16 protein-coding genes are annotated in these 18335 nt (G+C 30.7%); 13 read left to right on the top strand and 3 right to left on the bottom strand.

The features are described 5' to 3' along the window. Position 1: 1 nt before the first annotated feature. The 4 genes from K7H06_RS15480 to K7H06_RS15465 are packed head-to-tail and all read left to right on the top strand — an operon-like array spanning position 2 to position 4298. Entirely contained in the window at positions 2-1174 is a 1173-nt protein-coding gene (locus K7H06_RS15480; RefSeq protein ID WP_223036934.1) for a CdaR family transcriptional regulator, read from the top strand. Then, positions 1174-2517, top strand: a complete 1344-nt coding sequence (locus K7H06_RS15475) for a GntP family permease (protein WP_223036933.1) — start codon at positions 1174-1176, stop codon at positions 2515-2517. Before K7H06_RS15480 ends, K7H06_RS15475 begins: the two co-directional genes overlap by 1 nt. A 19-nt stretch (positions 2518-2536) precedes the next feature. Then, positions 2537-3139 (top strand): tetratricopeptide repeat protein, encoded by a 603-nt coding sequence (locus K7H06_RS15470; RefSeq protein WP_223036932.1) that lies wholly within the window; start codon positions 2537-2539, stop codon positions 3137-3139. 28 nt (positions 3140-3167) lie between these two features. Beyond that, positions 3168-4298 (top strand): glycerate kinase family protein, encoded by a 1131-nt coding sequence (locus K7H06_RS15465; protein ID WP_223036931.1) that lies wholly within the window; start codon positions 3168-3170, stop codon positions 4296-4298. A gap of 150 nt (positions 4299-4448) precedes the next feature. Here the strand turns inward: K7H06_RS15465 and scfB are convergent, their stop codons facing one another. Next, a complete protein-coding gene (scfB, locus tag K7H06_RS15460) occupies positions 4449-5822 on the bottom strand; it encodes a thioether cross-link-forming SCIFF peptide maturase (protein ID WP_223036930.1) in 1374 nt (457 codons plus the stop codon). Between the two features lie 115 nt (positions 5823-5937). On the opposite strand from scfB, the gene K7H06_RS21430 reads away from it, so the two are divergent. From K7H06_RS21430 to K7H06_RS15450, 3 genes are all read left to right on the top strand, one after another. Continuing rightward, on the top strand, positions 5938-6066 hold the full coding sequence (locus K7H06_RS21430; RefSeq protein WP_281426014.1) for a hypothetical protein: 129 nt from the start codon (positions 5938-5940) through the stop codon (positions 6064-6066). A gap of 206 nt (positions 6067-6272) precedes the next feature. Beyond that, positions 6273-7061 (top strand): ribonuclease H family protein, encoded by a 789-nt coding sequence (locus tag K7H06_RS15455; protein WP_223036929.1) that lies wholly within the window; start codon positions 6273-6275, stop codon positions 7059-7061. Between the two features lie 191 nt (positions 7062-7252). Continuing rightward, a complete protein-coding gene (locus tag K7H06_RS15450) occupies positions 7253-9055 on the top strand; it encodes a MutS family DNA mismatch repair protein (protein WP_246637551.1) in 1803 nt (600 codons plus the stop codon). Between the two features lie 216 nt (positions 9056-9271). On the opposite strand, the gene K7H06_RS15445 is transcribed toward K7H06_RS15450, so the two are convergent. Continuing rightward, positions 9272-9715: a MarR family winged helix-turn-helix transcriptional regulator gene (locus K7H06_RS15445; RefSeq protein WP_223036928.1), complete on the bottom strand. Its 444-nt coding sequence runs from the start codon at positions 9713-9715 to the stop codon at positions 9272-9274. 245 nt (positions 9716-9960) lie between these two features. Here K7H06_RS15445 and K7H06_RS15440 point away from each other — a divergent pair, with 245 nt between their 5' ends. The 6 genes from K7H06_RS15440 (at position 9961) to K7H06_RS15415 (ending at position 17364) form a co-directional block, all read left to right on the top strand. Next, positions 9961-12171, top strand: coding sequence for an ABC transporter ATP-binding protein (locus K7H06_RS15440; RefSeq protein ID WP_223036927.1), 2211 nt, complete (start codon positions 9961-9963; stop codon positions 12169-12171). Beyond that, positions 12168-14030 (top strand): ABC transporter ATP-binding protein, encoded by a 1863-nt coding sequence (locus K7H06_RS15435; protein ID WP_223036926.1) that lies wholly within the window; start codon positions 12168-12170, stop codon positions 14028-14030. The genes K7H06_RS15440 and K7H06_RS15435 overlap by 4 nt, the downstream gene beginning before the upstream one ends. A 330-nt stretch (positions 14031-14360) precedes the next feature. Beyond that, a complete protein-coding gene (gene dhaK / locus K7H06_RS15430; RefSeq protein ID WP_223036925.1) occupies positions 14361-15353 on the top strand; it encodes a dihydroxyacetone kinase subunit DhaK in 993 nt (330 codons plus the stop codon). Positions 15354-15386: 33 nt separating this feature from the next. Then, entirely contained in the window at positions 15387-16013 is a 627-nt protein-coding gene (dhaL, locus tag K7H06_RS15425; RefSeq protein WP_223036924.1) for a dihydroxyacetone kinase subunit DhaL, read from the top strand. A 14-nt stretch (positions 16014-16027) separates the two neighbouring features. Then, a complete protein-coding gene (dhaM, locus tag K7H06_RS15420; protein ID WP_223036923.1) occupies positions 16028-16417 on the top strand; it encodes a dihydroxyacetone kinase phosphoryl donor subunit DhaM in 390 nt (129 codons plus the stop codon). Positions 16418-16743: 326 nt separating this feature from the next. Beyond that, a complete protein-coding gene (locus K7H06_RS15415) occupies positions 16744-17364 on the top strand; it encodes a C39 family peptidase (RefSeq protein WP_246637550.1) in 621 nt (206 codons plus the stop codon). A 124-nt stretch (positions 17365-17488) separates the two neighbouring features. Here K7H06_RS15415 and K7H06_RS15410 read toward each other — a convergent pair whose 3' ends face one another. Then, positions 17489-18292 carry a membrane lipoprotein lipid attachment site-containing protein gene (locus K7H06_RS15410; RefSeq protein ID WP_223036922.1) on the bottom strand — a complete coding sequence of 268 codons (804 nt, stop codon included), beginning with the start codon at positions 18290-18292 and terminating at the stop codon, positions 17489-17491. Positions 18293-18335 lie beyond the last annotated feature (43 nt).

The following is an 18335-nucleotide window of genomic DNA, read 5'->3' as shown; positions in this document are numbered from 1 at the left end:
TATGAATTTTCAAAATATTGCTCAAAAATTAGTGGATGCTACAATGAAAATTATTGATAAGCGGAATATAAACATTATGGATAAAAATGGGTTTATTATTGCTTCTGGAGATAAAAAAAGGGTTAATACTTTTCATAAGGGAGCAGATGATGTTATTAAATCTAATAAGATGGTAGAAATATATCCAGAAGATGTAAAAAACTATCCTGGAGCTAAAGAAGGAGTAAATATGCCTATAAACATTCAAGGTAAAGTCTTGGGAGTTGTGGGAGTGTATGGACATCCTAATGAAGTTAGAATTATTGCGAAACTTGTCAAGACTTCAATAGAATTAGCTTTTGAGCAATATTTAATAGCAGAGCAGGTGAAAATTGTTAAAGATTTAAAACAACAAATAATAAGAAAGATCATATATGAAGATGTTAAAGAAAAAGAAGAAGAAATTTTATGTCTTTGCAAAATAGCAAATTTGAATATGGATAAAAAAAGAATTGGAATTATTATTAAATTATCCAATGACAATAAAATTGATTCAGCAGCAAATTTTAAAAGTATGAGAGAAATTGAGAAATTTTTAGTAAATAGTAGTTTTGTAGAAAATGACGATATTATTGGAATTATCAATGAAAAATTTGTAATTTTAAAGGAAGTCCCTATAAGAAATTTTAAGAATGAAAAAGAATATATGAAAAGTGTATCAAGAAAAATATATGAAAAATGCGGATTAGACGTAAGAATTGCCTGTGGTAGCCTAAATATAGGGACCTATGGATTAAAAAAATCATTTTTTGAAGCAAAAGCGTTACTAAGAAATACGTATGAATCAATACAAGATATTAATGATCTTAAAACACAAACTTGTTATCTTCTTAATCAAATAAATGATGATGAATTAGAACATTTTATTAGGCCTATATATAATAAGATTTTAAATAGTGAAGGTAAGGTTGAAATATGGATTATAAATACCCTTAAGGCACTGTTTGAAAACGATTTAAATATAAATAAAACTGCAAAAAGATTGTATCTGCACAAAAATTCATTAACTTATAGAATAAAAAAAATAGAAGCAATTACAGGTTTATCTATAATGTCTAATTTTAATCATTCAATTTTACTAAGATTACTCACTATATATGTTGATAAAAATAATAAAACAAAGGAGGAATTGTAATGAGTTCTGGTTTTGGGTTACTTGCAATTATAGTTATTGCTGTTATTGGTATGATAGTTTTAATATCAAAGTTTAAATGGCATCCTTTTATTGTATTACTTCTTAGTGGTTACTTTGTTGGATTAGCGGCAGGAATGCCAGTAGATGAAATGCTTAAAACAATTAAATCTGGTTTTGGAGGAATATTAGGAAATATAGGGATTGTTATTATTGCTGGAACAATTATAGGAACAATTCTTGAGAAAACAGGTGCAGCATTAACAATGGCAAATACAATATTGAAAATAGTAGGAAAAGATAAAGCTGCTCTTACTATGAGTTTAACAGGTTATGTAACGAGTATTCCTGTATTTTGTGATTCAGGTTTTGTTATTTTATCACCAATCAATAGAGCATTAGCAGAAAACTCTAAAGTATCATTATCGGTTATGGCTACAGCATTAAGTGCAGGTCTTTATGCTACCCATTGCTTAGTACCACCAACTCCTGGGCCAATTATTATGGCAGATACATTAAAAGCAAATCTTGGATTGGTTATTATAGTTGGAGCATTGGTTTCAATTCCTGTAATGATTGCTGGATATATATATGCTATAAAAGTGGGTTCGAAATATGATGTTCCTGCAAATCCAGATACAACAGTAGAAGAATTATTAGAAAAGTATGGTAAACTCCCTGGAGCACTTGCTTCATTTGCACCAATATTATTGCCAATTGTTTTAATAGCTTTAAAATCTATTGCTGATTTTCCATCACATCCATTAGGAACAGGGGTTTTAAAGAGTAGTTTTGATTTTATTGGTAATCCTATTACAGCTTTGATCTTTGGGGTTTTCTTAGCATTACAACTTGTTCCTAAAAGTGAACATGAAAATAAATTTGAGTGGGTATCTAATGGTATTGTGAATTCGGCTTCAATATTAGCCATAACTGGTGCAGGAGGAGCATTAGGTGCAATATTAAGAGCTTTACCTATAGCAGATACCTTAGGAAGTGCTTTATTAAAATTAAACATTGGAATATTAGTTCCATTCATCATTGCAGCAATACTCAAGACAGCTATGGGAGCATCAACAGTTTCTATGATTATTACTTCAGCTATGGTTGCTCCATTAATGTCTCAAATGGGTATGAATTCAGAAATTGCAAAAGTACTTGTTGTTCTTGCTATAGGTGCAGGTGCTATGACAGTTTCTCATGCAAATGATAGTTATTTCTGGGTAGTATCTCAATTTTCTGATTTAGATACAGCAACAGCTTATAAATGTCAGACTGGAGTTACTTTGGTTCAAGGGATCACTGCAATTGCTGTTATTAGTGTGTTGGCAATGGTTTTAGTATAAGTAAGATTGAGGTGATGAGATGAATCTTGTACAAAAGATTAAAATAAAGCGTATTTTAAGAAATATTAATAGAGGGAATGTAGAAAGAGCATTAAATTTAACAGAATCTATGAGTGAGGGCTATGAAAAAGCTTTTTATAAAGGAGTATGCTATTTTGAAAAAGGCTTTTTAAAAGAGGCGGAGGAAAATCTTGAACATGGCCTTTCAAAGAAAGAGAATTATCATTGTACAAGAGTTCTAGTAGAAGTTTATTTACAGAAAAAAGAATGGGACAAAGCGTATGACCTTTTAAAATCATATAATCATATACAAGATGTAAAAAAAATGATGAAGATAATAAAAGATCCAAAGGAAAGAGAAAAATATATTATGTATTATAATCTTATATCTAATGCTTTAAAAAGCATTAGATATAAAGCTTATGATGAAAGTATTATATATTATGAAAAGGCATTAGAATATTCAATAGACAAGGCTTATTTATATAATCAAATAGGAGCAATTTATTTGAATTATAAAAAAAATAAGAAAATAGCTCAAGAATATTTTTTAAAAGCTTGGGAAATTTGTCCTGAAAATAGTATTTACAAAAAAAATTATGCTAAAGCAAAATTAATGTAATATAATAGTAACGGTAGGAGGGGGTATATTGAAAAAAATTGTTATTTCTCCAGACTCATTCAAGGGAACGATGGATTCAATAGAAGTATGTAATATTATTGAAAAAGGAATAAAAAATATAATACAAAATGTAAAAGTGATAAAGATACCAATTGCAGATGGTGGAGAAGGAACAGTTGATGCATTTATTCATGCTGTTGGTGGAGAAAAAGTGAAGGTTAAGGTAAAAGGACCTCTTTGGGATGAAATAGAAGCATTTTATGGAATACTCTCAGATGGAGAGACAGCTGTAATTGAAATGGCATCTGCTTCTGGACTTCCATTAGTTGAAGATAGAAAAAATCCTATGTTAACTACTACTTATGGTACTGGACAGTTAATGATGCATGCTTTAAATCAAGGATGCAAAAAAATAATAATAGGTATAGGTGGTAGTGCTACGAATGATGGTGGTATAGGTATGGCTACTGCACTAGGTGCAAAGTTTTTGGATGATATGGGTAATGAAATTGATTTGAATGGTGGAGGACTTAAAAATCTTGAGAAAATTGATGTCTCAGGTATAACGAACAAGCTACAAAATTGTGAGGTAGTTGCAGCTTGTGATGTAGATAATCCTCTATTTGGGTTAAATGGGGCTGCATATGTATTTTCACCACAAAAAGGTGCAGATGAGAAAATGGTTAAAGAATTAGATGAAAATTTAAGAAATTTTGCAGGTATATTATATAGAGATTTAGATATAGATGTTCAAAATATACAAGGATCAGGAGCAGCTGGTGGGCTTGGAGCAGGTTTAGTAGCTTTTGCTGGAGCAAAACTTCAATCGGGGATAAAAATTATTTTAGATATTGTAAAATTTGATGAAATTATTTTAGATGCAGACTTTGTCATTACAGGAGAGGGAAGAATTGATGGTCAAAGCTTAAGAGGAAAAGTTCCTATTGGAATTGCTGAAAAAGCAGTTAAGTATAATGTTCCAGTAATTGCTATAGTAGGGGCTATAGGGATAGATGCTGAAAAAGTATTTGAAAAAGGAATTACTTCAATTTTTACAACGAATCTGAGGCCAGAGCCTTTTGAAGAAGCTAAAAAGAATTGTAAAGAAAATTTATTAAAAACTACGGAAGCTATCATGCGTTTGATACATGTAATATAAATGTGTATTCCTTTAGTCCTCATCTTATTACAAGGTGGGGGCTATCTTTTTATAAGACTCCCACTTCTATAAGTGGGAGTACAAATTGATTCAGGTGGGGTAGACTCCACATCTGAAATTCCAATGTTAAGCTTTGTTTAACGAGTTCACCTATTTTACCTCAGAAATATTATTATTCCTATAATATTGTAATGCAATAGCACATTCTATTCTTTTTTTCTGCATTTGACATGCAATACTATAAGGGATTTTAAAATCTCTATTGAAATTATAATGATTTGCCTGGCAACCTCCGCTACAAAAAAATCTTGCCCAGCAGTTTTTGCATTCGGGTTTATTATAAATGTGCAATTCTTTAAATGATGTAGCAATTGTTTGATTTGTTTTACCTTCAAAAACATTTCCTAAATAAAAATCTTTATTTCCTACAAATTGGTGACATGGAAATATATCTCCATCTGGTGTTACAGCAACATAGTCAAAACCAGCGCCACATCCTGAGATTCTTTTGTAAATACAGGGTCCTCCATAAATATTTATATTGAAATGATAAAATATGACATCCTTATGTTTTATTAATTCATCACATATTATATCATATTGTTTAAAGATTTGTTCTAGATGATTTTCTTGGATAGCTAATTCATGATCAGCGGGTAATACCACTGGTTCAATTGAAATTTCTTTAAAACCAAGGTCAATAAAATGTTTTACATCTTCAGAGAAATCCAAATTATTAGATGTAAAAGTTCCTCTTATATAATATTGTTTGTGTGATTGATGTCTCTTTTCTACCATTTTTTGTATTTTAGGTAAAATCATATCATAACTGCCTTTTTTATTTTTTGTAATTCTTATATTATCATGAACTTTTTTTCTACCATCAATACTTAAAACGATATTGATCATGTTATGTTCTAAGTAATCCATAATTTCTTCATTGAGCAATGTAGAGTTTGTGGTTATTGTAAATCTAAAATGTTTGTTATGTTGTTTTTCTAAACTTTTAGCATATTCAACTGTTTTTTTTACAACGTCCATATTTAAAAGGGGTTCTCCACCAAAAAAATCAACTTCAAGATTTTTTCTAGAACCTGAGTGTGCTATTAAAAAATCAACACTTCTTTTAGCGACTTCAAGGGGCATTAATTTTTCTTGATCATCATAACCTTCTCCATCAGCAAAACAATATTTACACATTAAATTGCAATCATGAGCAATATTAAGGCAAAGAGATTTTACTGAATTAGGTTGTGCTTCATATTTTTTAACAATATCGTTTGTATAGGTATCGTTAGAATAAAGACTTCCTTCTTCTTGAAGTTTTTTTAATTCATCATAACATTCACAGATAATATTTGTATCTGTTTTTGATTTGAATTTTTGAATATAATAATCTCTATCTTTAAGACTTTCTTCATCAATCATATCATAAATATTTTGATCTACTACGTGGATGGCTCCTGAAGCTACATCCAAAATAAAATAGTCCTCTTTATATTTAAATTTATGTATCATTGTCATAATATGAATACTCCTTCCATTTTTTGAGTTTTTGAATGATATTTTTCACCAATTTGATTATACTATGTTTTGAGCATATGTCAAAAACTGAAAAATTTAAAGAAATTGATTTGATATGGAAAACTTATTTGATAACTTTTTTCAAGATTCATGGTTTGCGCCAATGAATATACAACGTGGACAGATGAAGGTAGATATTAAAGAAAATGAGAAAGAATATAATAAAATCAATCAGTCTATTTAATTGAATGGGACTTTATTTAATGGTAAGATGATAGTTATTAGAATGGGAATAGGCAATTTTTTTTTGTTATAAAAATGAATATATAAGATGGGTATAAATGATGAGTTAGTGATTGGTATTAATTAGATAGTTAAATTTAAAAAAGAATAGATGAATATTGTTAGTGTATAAGAGAAAAAAGGATTGCGTGATAAGGGGCGTTTAATATGAATATGCTGGTATTTTCAATGAGTATTATTAAAGAACAACAAGGTTCATTTATTATAGATATTTTTCATAAAAAGAACAGTACGAAAATAATGTTTACACCTGATACAAAATCTCTAGTTTTCTTAGAAGAGAATTCTATTAGCTTATTGTTAAGAAAAAATGAATATCAATTAAGAAAAATATTACATAATAAAAGAAAAAATACTTTTTATGTAGGGTTTCATCTTACTTTTGCACTAAGAGACGAAAAGGATATGGCTGCATTTAATCATCCGTCCAAAATTATAGTTTTAGATAAAAGATATGGAAACCATCATAGCTATGTAGTAGATAAAGGAGAAGAGCTTATACACAAGATTTATACAGATGGAAGCTTTTTAGAAAAGAAGAATACAGGAGGCTTTGTTGTACTACATAAAAATTTAAAAGGAGATTATCAAATATATACCTATCAATCTGATGAAAAAAGTAGCAGTTTACTAGAACTTTTAGCAGCTATGAAAGGAATAGAGATATTAAAAAATGAAGAGAAAATCAGAATTATTACAGATAGTCGATATGTAAGAAAAGGATTAACAGAATGGATTGTTAATTGGGAATTAAACGATTGGTATACAGCCAATGGAGAAAAAGTAAAGAACATAGAGCATTGGAAAAAATTTAACATGCTTACAAGGAATAAATATATAGAATTTGAATGGGTAAAAGGACACTCAGATCATTTTGAAAATACTGTGTGTGACCTATATGCGAAAGAAATTGCAGGAAAAAGTAAAAAAGCATAGTAATTTGAAATGTTTATAGTGATATTGATTTCTTTTGAAATTTATTAGGGGAATGATACAGTAAAAAATTTGGATATAATTAGATTGAAAAAAGTATTAATTTACTGAGGAATCTTACAAATAATAATTAATAAAATCTAATATAGTCAAGTAGTTACTTTTATTTTTAAGCCTAAAGGAGGTGGGGAATTATGGATTCAAGGGAGGTATATGAAAAAAGAGTTAAATATTACGGACGATTAGTAGATAAGCTATCAAAAAACATAGCTTGTATTAGTAATCTAAGGCTTGTAGTTGTAGTAGCTATAATTGCTAGTGTAAGTTTTGTAAACAGCATGGAAAGATATCTGATTTCTTGGGTAATATCTTTGTTTGGGACTATATTGTTTGTTTATCTTGTTTGCAGAAGTAGAAGACTTAAGGAAAAATATAAATATGTATCTATTCTTAAAAAAGTAAATGTTGATTCTATTATGAGACTAGAGGGCAGATGGACGGAGTTTAACGATAAGGGAGATGATTTTCAAGATGAAAATCACAATTTTTCTTATGATATTGATATTTTAGGACAAGGATCTCTCTTCCAATGGATCAATTCAGGGAATACGTATATGGGAAGAATTAAGCTTGCGGATATTTTGACTCACCCCTATAGTGATAAAGAGACAATCATTAAAAGACAGAAAGCAATCAGTGAATTATCTACTAAGAGATGGTGGAGGCATAAGCTTCAGGTCGAAGGAAGAATGGTTACAGAAAAAAGTAGGAATCTTGAAGTTTTAATAAACTGGGCAAAAACTAAACATTTATTATATATGAATTCTTGGATGATTATAGTCTTTCGAGCATTACCCCTTGTTACAGTTGGTACTTTCTTGTTAGCCTTTGTAGCCAATAGTATCATCAAAAGTATTCCAATAATTCTTATAATATTTCAGTTTATGCTTATTTTCATTAATATAAAAAAGCGGAATAGAGAGTTTGCTTTGGTATATAAGTACAAAAAAAGTATATTGGCGTACAGAAGGATATTAAGACACTTTGAAAAAGTGAATTTTCAGTCTGAGTATCTTAGGGAATTAAAGACTAGTCTAAGGAACAATAAAGGTTTATCAGCAATGAGACAATTGAAAAGGCTAGAAGATCTAGTTGATAGAATTGAAAACCGAAACAATATGTTATTTTTACCAATCAATGTGATTTCTCTATGGGATTATCAATGCTTAATTGAACTAGAACGTTGGAAAAGTGAATCTGGATTAATACTTGAGGTATGGTTACAAAAAATAGGTGAAATTGAAGCACTATCTAGTTTAGGAACCATAGCATATGATTATCCAAACTGGACAATTCCTAAAATTACAGAAAAGCCTTCAATTCTTCAAGTCAAGAAAATAGGACATCCTTTGCTCGCCAATAAACGAGTATGTAATGATGTAAATATACAAGATCCTTTTCGAATATTATTAATAACTGGATCTAATATGTCTGGAAAGAGTACTTTTTTGAGGACGATTGGAATTAATTTGATTCTTGCCTATGTAGGGGCACCAGTATGTGCAAGCAATATGACATGTTCAATTTTCAGCATACATACATGCATGAGAATAAGTGATAATCTTGAAAAAGGGATCTCCTCCTTCTATGGAGAGTTGTTAAGGATTAAAGAAATTGTAAAGGCAACTAAAGAAGATAAACAAGTATTTTTCTTACTTGATGAAATATTTAAAGGGACAAACTCCTATGATCGACATATAGGTGCAAAAAAGTTAATTAAAAAATTACAGAACAATGGAGCTATAGGTCTTGTGTCAACCCATGATCTTGAGTTAGGTATCTTGGAAAAGGAAAATACAATTAAAAATTACCATTTTCAAGAATATTATAAGGATGATCAAATTTGTTTTGATTACAAACTAAGACCAGGTATTTCTACCACAAGGAATGCGCTACATCTCATGAAAATAATAGGAATAGAAGAAGAGATAGATTGAGGAAAGGTTCTTATTCATATAGCTTTTTTCAATATACAGGAAATAAGGTGAAATTAAATATAAGAATTTAGCTTGTATTGATGAACAGACAACAAAAAATAATAACAATTTGTATTATTAAAGAGGATGAATTGATCATCCTCTTTAATAATACAAAAATTTATGTTCCGTTTATTTAAATAATGGTTTTAGTGTGAAAAAGTAAATGTTAGAAATTTATTTTACTTTTAAAATGATGTCTGTAATACCTACTATATGCTCTCTTAGAGTTTCTAAATCCTCAGAATTAAGAGAGGATATTTTTTTGCCCAGGTCAATTTTTATTTTTTCTTCTTGCTCTTTTATAAATTCATGAGCTTTATCTGTTAGTTCAATTCTGATAATTCTTCTATCATTTGGGTCATAATATCTTTTAACCATGTCTTCAGTAATTAATTTATCAATGATTGGTGTCATGTTAGGTCTAGATATTGTCAGATTCTTAGCAATTCCAGAAATTGAAGAGGTACCATTATGTCTAAGATACATAATCACTTTAACATGAGAGGGGGGGATAGAAAAATTTTTTATTATTTCGTGTGGATCAAAAATTTTCTTATGCAAATGTAAGAATAAATGATATAAGTCTTCAGAGAGTTTCTTTAGTTCAACTTTATGCATTTTAGCCTCCTTATGTTAATTCTATAATCTATGTTTACATTATAATATATTCATAACTATTATACAATTTTAAACATTATTGACATATAGACGTTATTAAAATATAATAGTTATGAATATATAATGATTATATATTTAAAAATAAAAAAGGTCATATTTATAAATTTTCTAATAACATATTTTTCATACCAGAATAGTGAACATTGGACTAGCAGAACTAGAAAATAAAGGGAGAGATGTATTAAATGTTAAAGATCATGAAGTATCTAAAACCGTTTATAGCTATAATTATTGTGATTATAGGTCTTTTATTCGTGCAAGCTATATGTGACCTATCACTTCCAGATTATATGTCTAATATTGTAAATGTGGGAATTCAGCAAGGGGGAGTAGAAAACGCAGTTCCTAAAGTAATTCGTAAAAGTGAGTTGGATAAACTTAAGCTCTTTATGAATGAAGATGATCAGAAAAAGGTAGAAAAAAGTTATATTCTTTTAGATAAGCAACGTCTTTCTCAAAGTGAGTTACAAGATTATATTAAGGACTATTCAGAACTTAGAAAGACGCCACTTTATAAGCTTAATACAAAAGATGAAGATCAAATAGATGAACTGAACAGTATATTTGGGAAGCCCATATTAATTGTTGAGGGAATTAAAAAGGGAGAAATAGATCAAGGGAATATTCCCTTGAATACAGATCTATTTACAATTATTTCACAGATGCCCAAAGAGCAAATTAAGGCAATGAAAGAAAAGATTGATGAGAAGTTTAAGGATATGCCTAACAGTATGATTACCCAGTCAGCGGTGATATTTCTTCATGAGGAGTACAAAACCATAGGCATAGATACAGATAAGCTTCAATCAAATTATATTCTTATTGCAGGTTTAAAAATGTTGCTTATAGCTTTACTTAGTATGGGAGCTACAGTTATAGTAGGTCTGCTTGCTGCAAGAGTAGCAGCAGGTCTTGGAAGAAATCTTAGAGATAAGTTATTTAGAAAGGTTACAACCTTTTCCAATGCAGAATTTGATAAATTCTCAACGGCTTCTTTAATAACAAGAAGTACAAATGATATTCAACAGGTACAAACCCTGATGGTCATGTTACTTAGAATGGTATTCTATGCACCGATTCTAGGGATAGGTGGAATCATTAAGGTACTTAATACGGATACTTCCATGGGATGGATTATAGCAGTTGCAGTTATGGCAATTTTAACATTAGTGATTTTATTATTTTCAGTAGCTATTCCTAAGTTTAAGAGTGTACAAAAGCTAGTAGACAGGCTAAATCTAATAACTCGTGAATCCTTAATCGGTATGCTAGTCATCCGTGCTTTTAATACGCAAAAGCATGAAGAAAAGAAATTTGAAAAAGCAAATCAAGATTTGACAAAAACCAATTTGTTTATAAATCGTTTAATGACAGTAATGAGGCCAATGATGATGCTGATTATGAATGGTATAACCTTATTGATTGTATGGGTAGGAGCACATCAGATTGATGCAGGTAATATTCAAGTAGGTGATATGATGGCTTTCATACAATATACCATGCAGATTATTATGGCTTTCTTAATGATTTCAATGGTATCCATCATGTTACCTCGTGCTTCTGTATCAGCACAACGTATCGTTGAAGTTTTAGATACTGAGGTGAGTATTTATGATCCAAAGGAACCAACTCTTTTCAAAGCAGAAAGACAGGGTTATGTAGAATTTAAGAATGTTTCTTTTAGATATCCAAGTGCAAAAGAAGATGTGCTTTCAAACATTACTTTTACTGCAAAGCCTGGGAAAACCACAGCGTTTATTGGAAGTACAGGTAGTGGTAAAACAACGCTAATAAATATGATTACACGTTTTTATGATGCTACAAATGGAAAAATATTAGTAGATGGTACGGATATCAGAGAAGTACCACAACGAGAATTAAGAGAAAAGATTGGCTATGTACCACAAAGGGGAGTTTTATTCTCAGGGACGATACAAAGCAATATTCAATACGGGAAGAAGGATGCAACAGAAAGAGAATTAGTAAAGGCAGCAGAGACAGCTCAAGCTATGGAATTTATTCGTACTAAAACTGAAGGATTAGGTGCAGAGATATCTCAAGGGGGTACGAATGTTTCAGGAGGTCAAAAGCAAAGACTTTCCATTGCCCGTGCCCTTGTTAAAAAGCCTGAAATATTTATATTCGATGATAGTTTTTCAGCTCTTGATTTTAAGACAGATGCAGCATTACGAAAATCATTAAAAGAGGATACTTTAGAAAGTACTGTTTTAATTGTGGCACAAAGAATCAGTACAATAATGGATGCGGATCAGATTATTGTTCTTGATGAAGGGAAAATCGTAGGAAATGGTACTCATAAGGAGCTTATGGAAAACTGTAATGTTTATAAGCAAATTGCTTTATCGCAACTTTCAAAGGAGGAGCTTTCATCATGAATGATAGAAAAATAGGGAATAAAAGGTCAGGTGGCTTTGGTGGAGGTCACATGGGTGGCATGGGAAAAACTGAGAAAGCCAAAGATTTTAAGGGGACGATGAATAAATTAGTAAAGTATCTGAAACCCTATAGCTTATCAATTACTATTGTAATTATTTTTGCCATAGGGAGTGCAGCTTTTTCTATAGTAGGTCCTAAGATTTTAGGTAAGGCTACAACAAAAATTTTTGAAGGTTTAGTAAGCAAGGTGATGGGAGTAGAAGGTGCTTCAATTGACTTTGCATATATAGGAAATATCGTGATTTGGCTTTTGGGATTGTATATAATGAGTGCCTTATTTTCAATCGTACAAGGTTATATCATTTCAGGAGTAGCACAGAAGGTATCTTATCATTTAAGAAAAGAAATTTCAGAAAAAATCAACCGTATGCCACTTAAATACTTTGATAGGAAGACTCATGGAGAAGTATTATCAAGGGTTACAAATGATGTTGATACGGTAAGCCAAACATTAAACCAAAGTATGTCACAGATTATAACATCTGTTATTACAATCATTGGTGTCCTCATCATGATGCTATCAATAAGCTGGCAAATGACGTTGGTGGCATTAATAATGTTACCAGCATCAATGATCTTAGTCATGGCAGTAGTAAAGAAATCACAAAAATACTTTAAGTCTCAACAGGAGTTTTTAGGTCATGTGAATGGTCATGTAGAAGAAATTTATGGTGGCCATAATATCATGAAAGCATTTAACGGAGAAGAAGAAGCTGTTCAACAATTTGAAGAGCTAAATAACACCCTGTACTATTCTGCATGGAAGTCTCAATTTCTATCTGGAATGATGATGCCTATTATGACCTTTATTGGAAATATAGGCTATGTAGCTGTATCTATTTTAGGCGGATGGCTTGCCATAAAAAAGACGATTGAAGTGGGAGATATCTTATCATTCGTGCAATACGTTAGAAGTTTTACTCAACCAATAGCTCAAGTAGCTCAAATAGCTAATGTTCTTCAATCAACGGTAGCAGCTGCTGAAAGAGTTTTTGAATTCTTAGAAGAGGAAGAAGAGGTTTTAGAAGTAGAAAATCCAGTTAAGCTTAGAGATGTTAAGGGGAAAGTTGCATTTGAAGATGTTCAATTTGGATATACGAAAGACAAGACTATTATAAAGAATTTTTCAGCTTGCATCAAATCAGGACAAAAGGTAGCCATTGTAGGACCAACAGGAGCTGGCAAAACAACTATTGTTAAGCTTTTAATGCGTTTTTATGATGTACAGGGTGGGGTTATATCCATTGATGGACACGATATAAGAGATTTTGAGAGAGAAGATTTACGTAATATGTTTGGGATGGTGCTTCAAGATACTTGGTTGTTTAATGGTTCAATTATGGAAAATATTCGTTATGGCAGACTCAATGCTACAGATAAAGAAGTAATTGAAGCAGCCAAGTCAGCACATGTAGAAAACTTTGTAAAGATGTTACCAAATGGATACAATATGGAGCTAAATGAAGAAGCAAGTAACATATCTCAAGGACAAAAGCAACTATTGACCATTGCTCGTGCAATTTTATCAGATCCTAAAATATTAATCCTTGATGAGGCAACAAGCTCTGTTGATACACGTACAGAAGTACTGATTCAAAAGGCAATGGAAAATCTAATGAAAGGAAGAACAAGCTTTATTATTGCTCATAGACTGTCAACCATTCGTGATGCAGATTTAATTCTTGTTATGAAGGATGGAGATATTGTAGAGCAAGGGCATCATGAAGAGTTATTAAATATGAAGGGTTTTTATGCGTCCCTTTATAATAGTCAGTTTAGAAATGTTAATGCTTCATAAGTGCCTTTGAATATTGAAATGGAGTTGAAATATTCTTTCATATAGGATAAAGCTGATAAAATTTATCAATTCATGATAAATCTTATCAGCTTTTAGTATTATAGGAACAATGTGGTTTTTAAAACATTAAGTTGGTATTTATAATAATGATGGAGTATGGCTTCATATGGCATTGTAGCATAAAAACTTGAAAACTATTTAGGAGCAGAATAAATACGAGGGTATAAAAATATAATTAAAAAGGAGGCAATCAAATGACTATTGAAAATAGCATAACTACTTTTGCCGGGTGTTTATATTTCTATTTATAATGTAGAGGAGGAATAGATTTTGAAAAAAATTATTAATAATCCAGAAAATGTAGTCAATGAAATGCTAGAAGGGATTGTAAAAGCTTATCCTGAATATGTAAAAAGAGTAGAAGGCTTTGATGTGTTAGTTAGAGCAAATTTGAAAGAAAAAGTAACTTTAGTCAGCGGTGGAGGAAGTGGACATGAACCTTCCCATGGAGGATTTGTAGGAGAAGGAATGTTAGATGGGGCTATAGCAGGAGAAGTTTTTACATCTCCAACGCCAGATCAAGTATTTGAAGCTATAAAAGCAGTAGATCAAGGAAAAGGTGTACTTTTAGTAATCAAAAATTATACAGGTGACGTGATGAATTTTGAAATGGCTATGGAATTAGCTGATGCAGAAGGTATTAAAGTAGAGAGCGTTGTTGTAAACGATGATGTTGCTGTTGAAAACAGTACATATACTACTGGTAGACGAGGAATTGCAGGAACTATTTTTGTACACAAGATTGCTGGAGCGGCTGCTGAAAAAGGGCTGAAGTTAGATGAAGTGAAACGAATTGCAGAGAAGGTTATAAAAAATGTAAGATCTATGGGAATGGCTTTAACCCCTTGTACTATACCAGCAGTTGGAAAACCAGGTTTTGAATTGCCAGAAGATGAAATGGAAATTGGATTAGGAATACATGGTGAGCCTGGAACCCATAGAGATAAAATAAAGAATGCTAGAGAGATTGTAACACATTTAATGGATAAAATATTAGCAGATATACAAATCAATGAAAATGAAGAGGTTGTTGTTTTGGTAAATGGTTTAGGAGGAACACCTCTTATGGAATTGTATATTGCTAATAATGAAGTAGATAAAATATTGAAAGAAAAAGGGATAAAGACTTATAAAACTATAGTTGGAAATTATATGACTTCCATTGAAATGGCAGGATTTTCAATATCCATATTAAAGCTTGATGATGAATTAAAAGAATTATTAGATGAAAAAGCAGATACACCAGCATTCAAGCAAATATAGTATAAACAAATAATGACAGAGGAGGGGTGGTATATGATTACAGGAGAATTGCTTGTGAGGGTATTAAAAAATATTGGTATAAAGATGAATGAAAACAAACAATTATTAACAGAGCTGGATGCTGCCATAGGGGATGCAGATCATGGTATTAATATGAATAAAGGATTTGCTGCAGTATCCAAAAAACTAGAAGAAGTTAAATCTGATGATTGTGGAGAGATTTTAAAAACAACAGCTATGACATTAATATCTACAGTAGGAGGGGCATCGGGTCCTCTTTATGGAACTGCATTTTTAAAAGCATCAATAGTAGCTAAAGGCAAGATCGAATTAGATAAGAAAACAATTATAAAAATGTTTGAGGAAGCTATTAAAGGGATTGTCATGAGAGGAAAAGCTCAAATAGGAGAAAAAACAATGCTAGATGCATTAATTCCAGCATATGAAGCATTGAAAGAATCTATAGAACAAGGGGACGAATTATCTATAGCTTTTAATAAGGCTACCTATGCTGCTTGTGAAGGTGTTGAAAAAACAAAAAATATTATTGCTACAAAAGGAAGAGCTAGTTATTTGGGAGAACGGAGTATAGGACATCAAGATCCCGGAGCAACTTCTAGCTATTTAATGATAAAGGCAATAGCAGATACTTTAATATAAAAGGAGTTTTGAAAATGGTAGGAATGGTAATTGTTTCTCATAGTGAAAAAATAGCTAAAGGTATTGTAGAACTTTGTAGTCAAATGGCTGATAATGTTAAAATCGAGGCTGCAGGTGGAACGGATGATGGAAGAATTGGAACAGATGCTACAAAAATTATGGCAGCCATTGAAAAAGTATATAGTGAAGAAGGGGTTTTAATACTTGTAGACTTAGGAAGTGCTATTCTGAGTACAGAACTTGCTTTGGATTTATTAGAAGATAAGATGAGAGAAAAAATAGTCATAGCAGACGCACCTATTGTAGAGGGAAGTATTGCTGCATCTGTACAAGCAGCTATAGGGAGTTCTCTAGAAGAAGTAAAAGCTGTAGCAGAGGAAAGTAAAAATTTATCTAAAAGATAAGCCATTCTAGTAGACCAATAAGGATATTAAAAGAATTAAATATGTTATTAGGTTAGATAAAGATTAAGAAGAAGAGATATTTATTATCTGTCTTCTTCTTTTTTATTAACTTTTGTTTATAAAAAGTTGATAAAGTATGAATTATTTGACTGTTATCAACAAGACTTCTAAGTTTTTTAATAAAAGCGTTATGGATAAATTTCTGTCTATATGCTGATTGTTGTAAAATTATGTTAAAATGTATGGGTAGTATATTTTTTAAAGAAATTTTTATCTATGCATGTGACAGAATTATTGTATTGATGTTTCAGGGAGGGAAGTCTAGTATGGATGCAAATGATAAGAGCCTTAAGAAAGCTATAATTCTTATAGTAGTTATTTTATTTTGTATTTTAGGATGTAGTAGTTATCTTATTTATCCGTTTCCAGAAAAAGATACTTTATCAGTTAGTCAGCCTGAGAGTTTTATCATATCAAAAACAAATAGATTTGAGATACAACCACCTAATAAATGTGCAGCATATGCTACTGCATTTATTTTGCGTAATTTTGGAGTAGAAGCTAAGGGCTTTCAGGTATATGAAGAAATACCTTTTAAAATTCCTTTTTCAGGTTATGTTTTTCCTAAAGGAATTTTAACTTATTTTGAGTCAAAGGAATTAAAACCAAAATTATTTAAAGGAAATTTAGAAACTTTAAAAAGAAGATTAGCAAAAGGAGAACCTATTATCGTTTTAATTGGTCAAAGCTATAGATGGCAACACTATATGACATTAATAGGCTATAAAAATGATAAGAAAGAATTATATTTTTATGATTCTAAGAAAAAATATGATGAAAATGGAAAACTTCCTGGAAATAGAACCTTGAAAGAAGACTACTTCTTAACACTGTGGGATAATGGATTACCCATTTTTAATCACATTTACATAGAAATTAATCAATAAATTTATGATTTTTGAGAGTTAGTATGTAAGTTGGTGTTGGGCAAAAACTTAATTTACAGAGAGCGTTTCAATTTTGAAAAAAGAACTATACTATCAAGAAGCTAAAGGCTTTAAATGTGAAAAATTACGGATAGTCCCTAATATCTTTATCTGCTATGGATGACTGTACTCGATAGATTGTAACCGTTTTAGGTAATAAATTCTCATCATATTCATAGTCATAGAACATGGCTATCAAAGTATTTACTTTGTCATGAAAGATAATGTAATCCATAATTTTATCACCAACATTATTGTACGCGTAATTAGAAGTTGTAATACAAACACCCTCTCTCTCACGAATTACCTTGATCAAAAAATCATTATCATAATGGAAAGTACTTGAAGTCATAACCTTTCCGTCTCCTTTAGTATTAATGACTTTCAATATCTTATCATGGTCATCTAGGTATGCGGTTGAGATAAAGGATATGCTGCCGTCTGAACGGTAATGTGTTTGGGTCTTAATCTTATTACCATAAGAATACTCTGAAATGATTTCTAAATTGCCCTTAGAAATCGTCCTCTTTTTTAGCAGCAGATTATCTTCATAATAGTAGTAAGTAGTAAATGATAATTCGTCATTTGAGAATTGTCTATCTTCAATTAGTTGATTATTTTTATATAGATACTCAATATGCATTTTAGAATCATCATTTGTAATGACTTTTTCTATAATATTCTCATTATCATCGTATGTATATGTAATCTTCGTGATTGATTTGATATCATATGAAATACTATCGATTTCTACTTTTCCATCTTTTATTATTTCTTTATATGTAGAAATTTTATTGTTGAAAGTATCCTTTTCATTATTCATACTTTTGTTTTGATTACAACTAGTTAAAACAAACAAAATCATGAATGCCAACAATATTTTTTTCACAGCAAAGCCTCCTCAAAATGAATAGCCTATTGAATTATTATAT

It is taken from the genome of Crassaminicella profunda (genome assembly GCF_019884785.1).
Classification (GTDB): Bacteria; Bacillota; Clostridia; order Peptostreptococcales; family Thermotaleaceae; genus Crassaminicella; species Crassaminicella profunda.
Note: the sequence above shows the minus strand (reverse complement) of the source record. Positions and strands in the feature narration are given on the sequence as shown.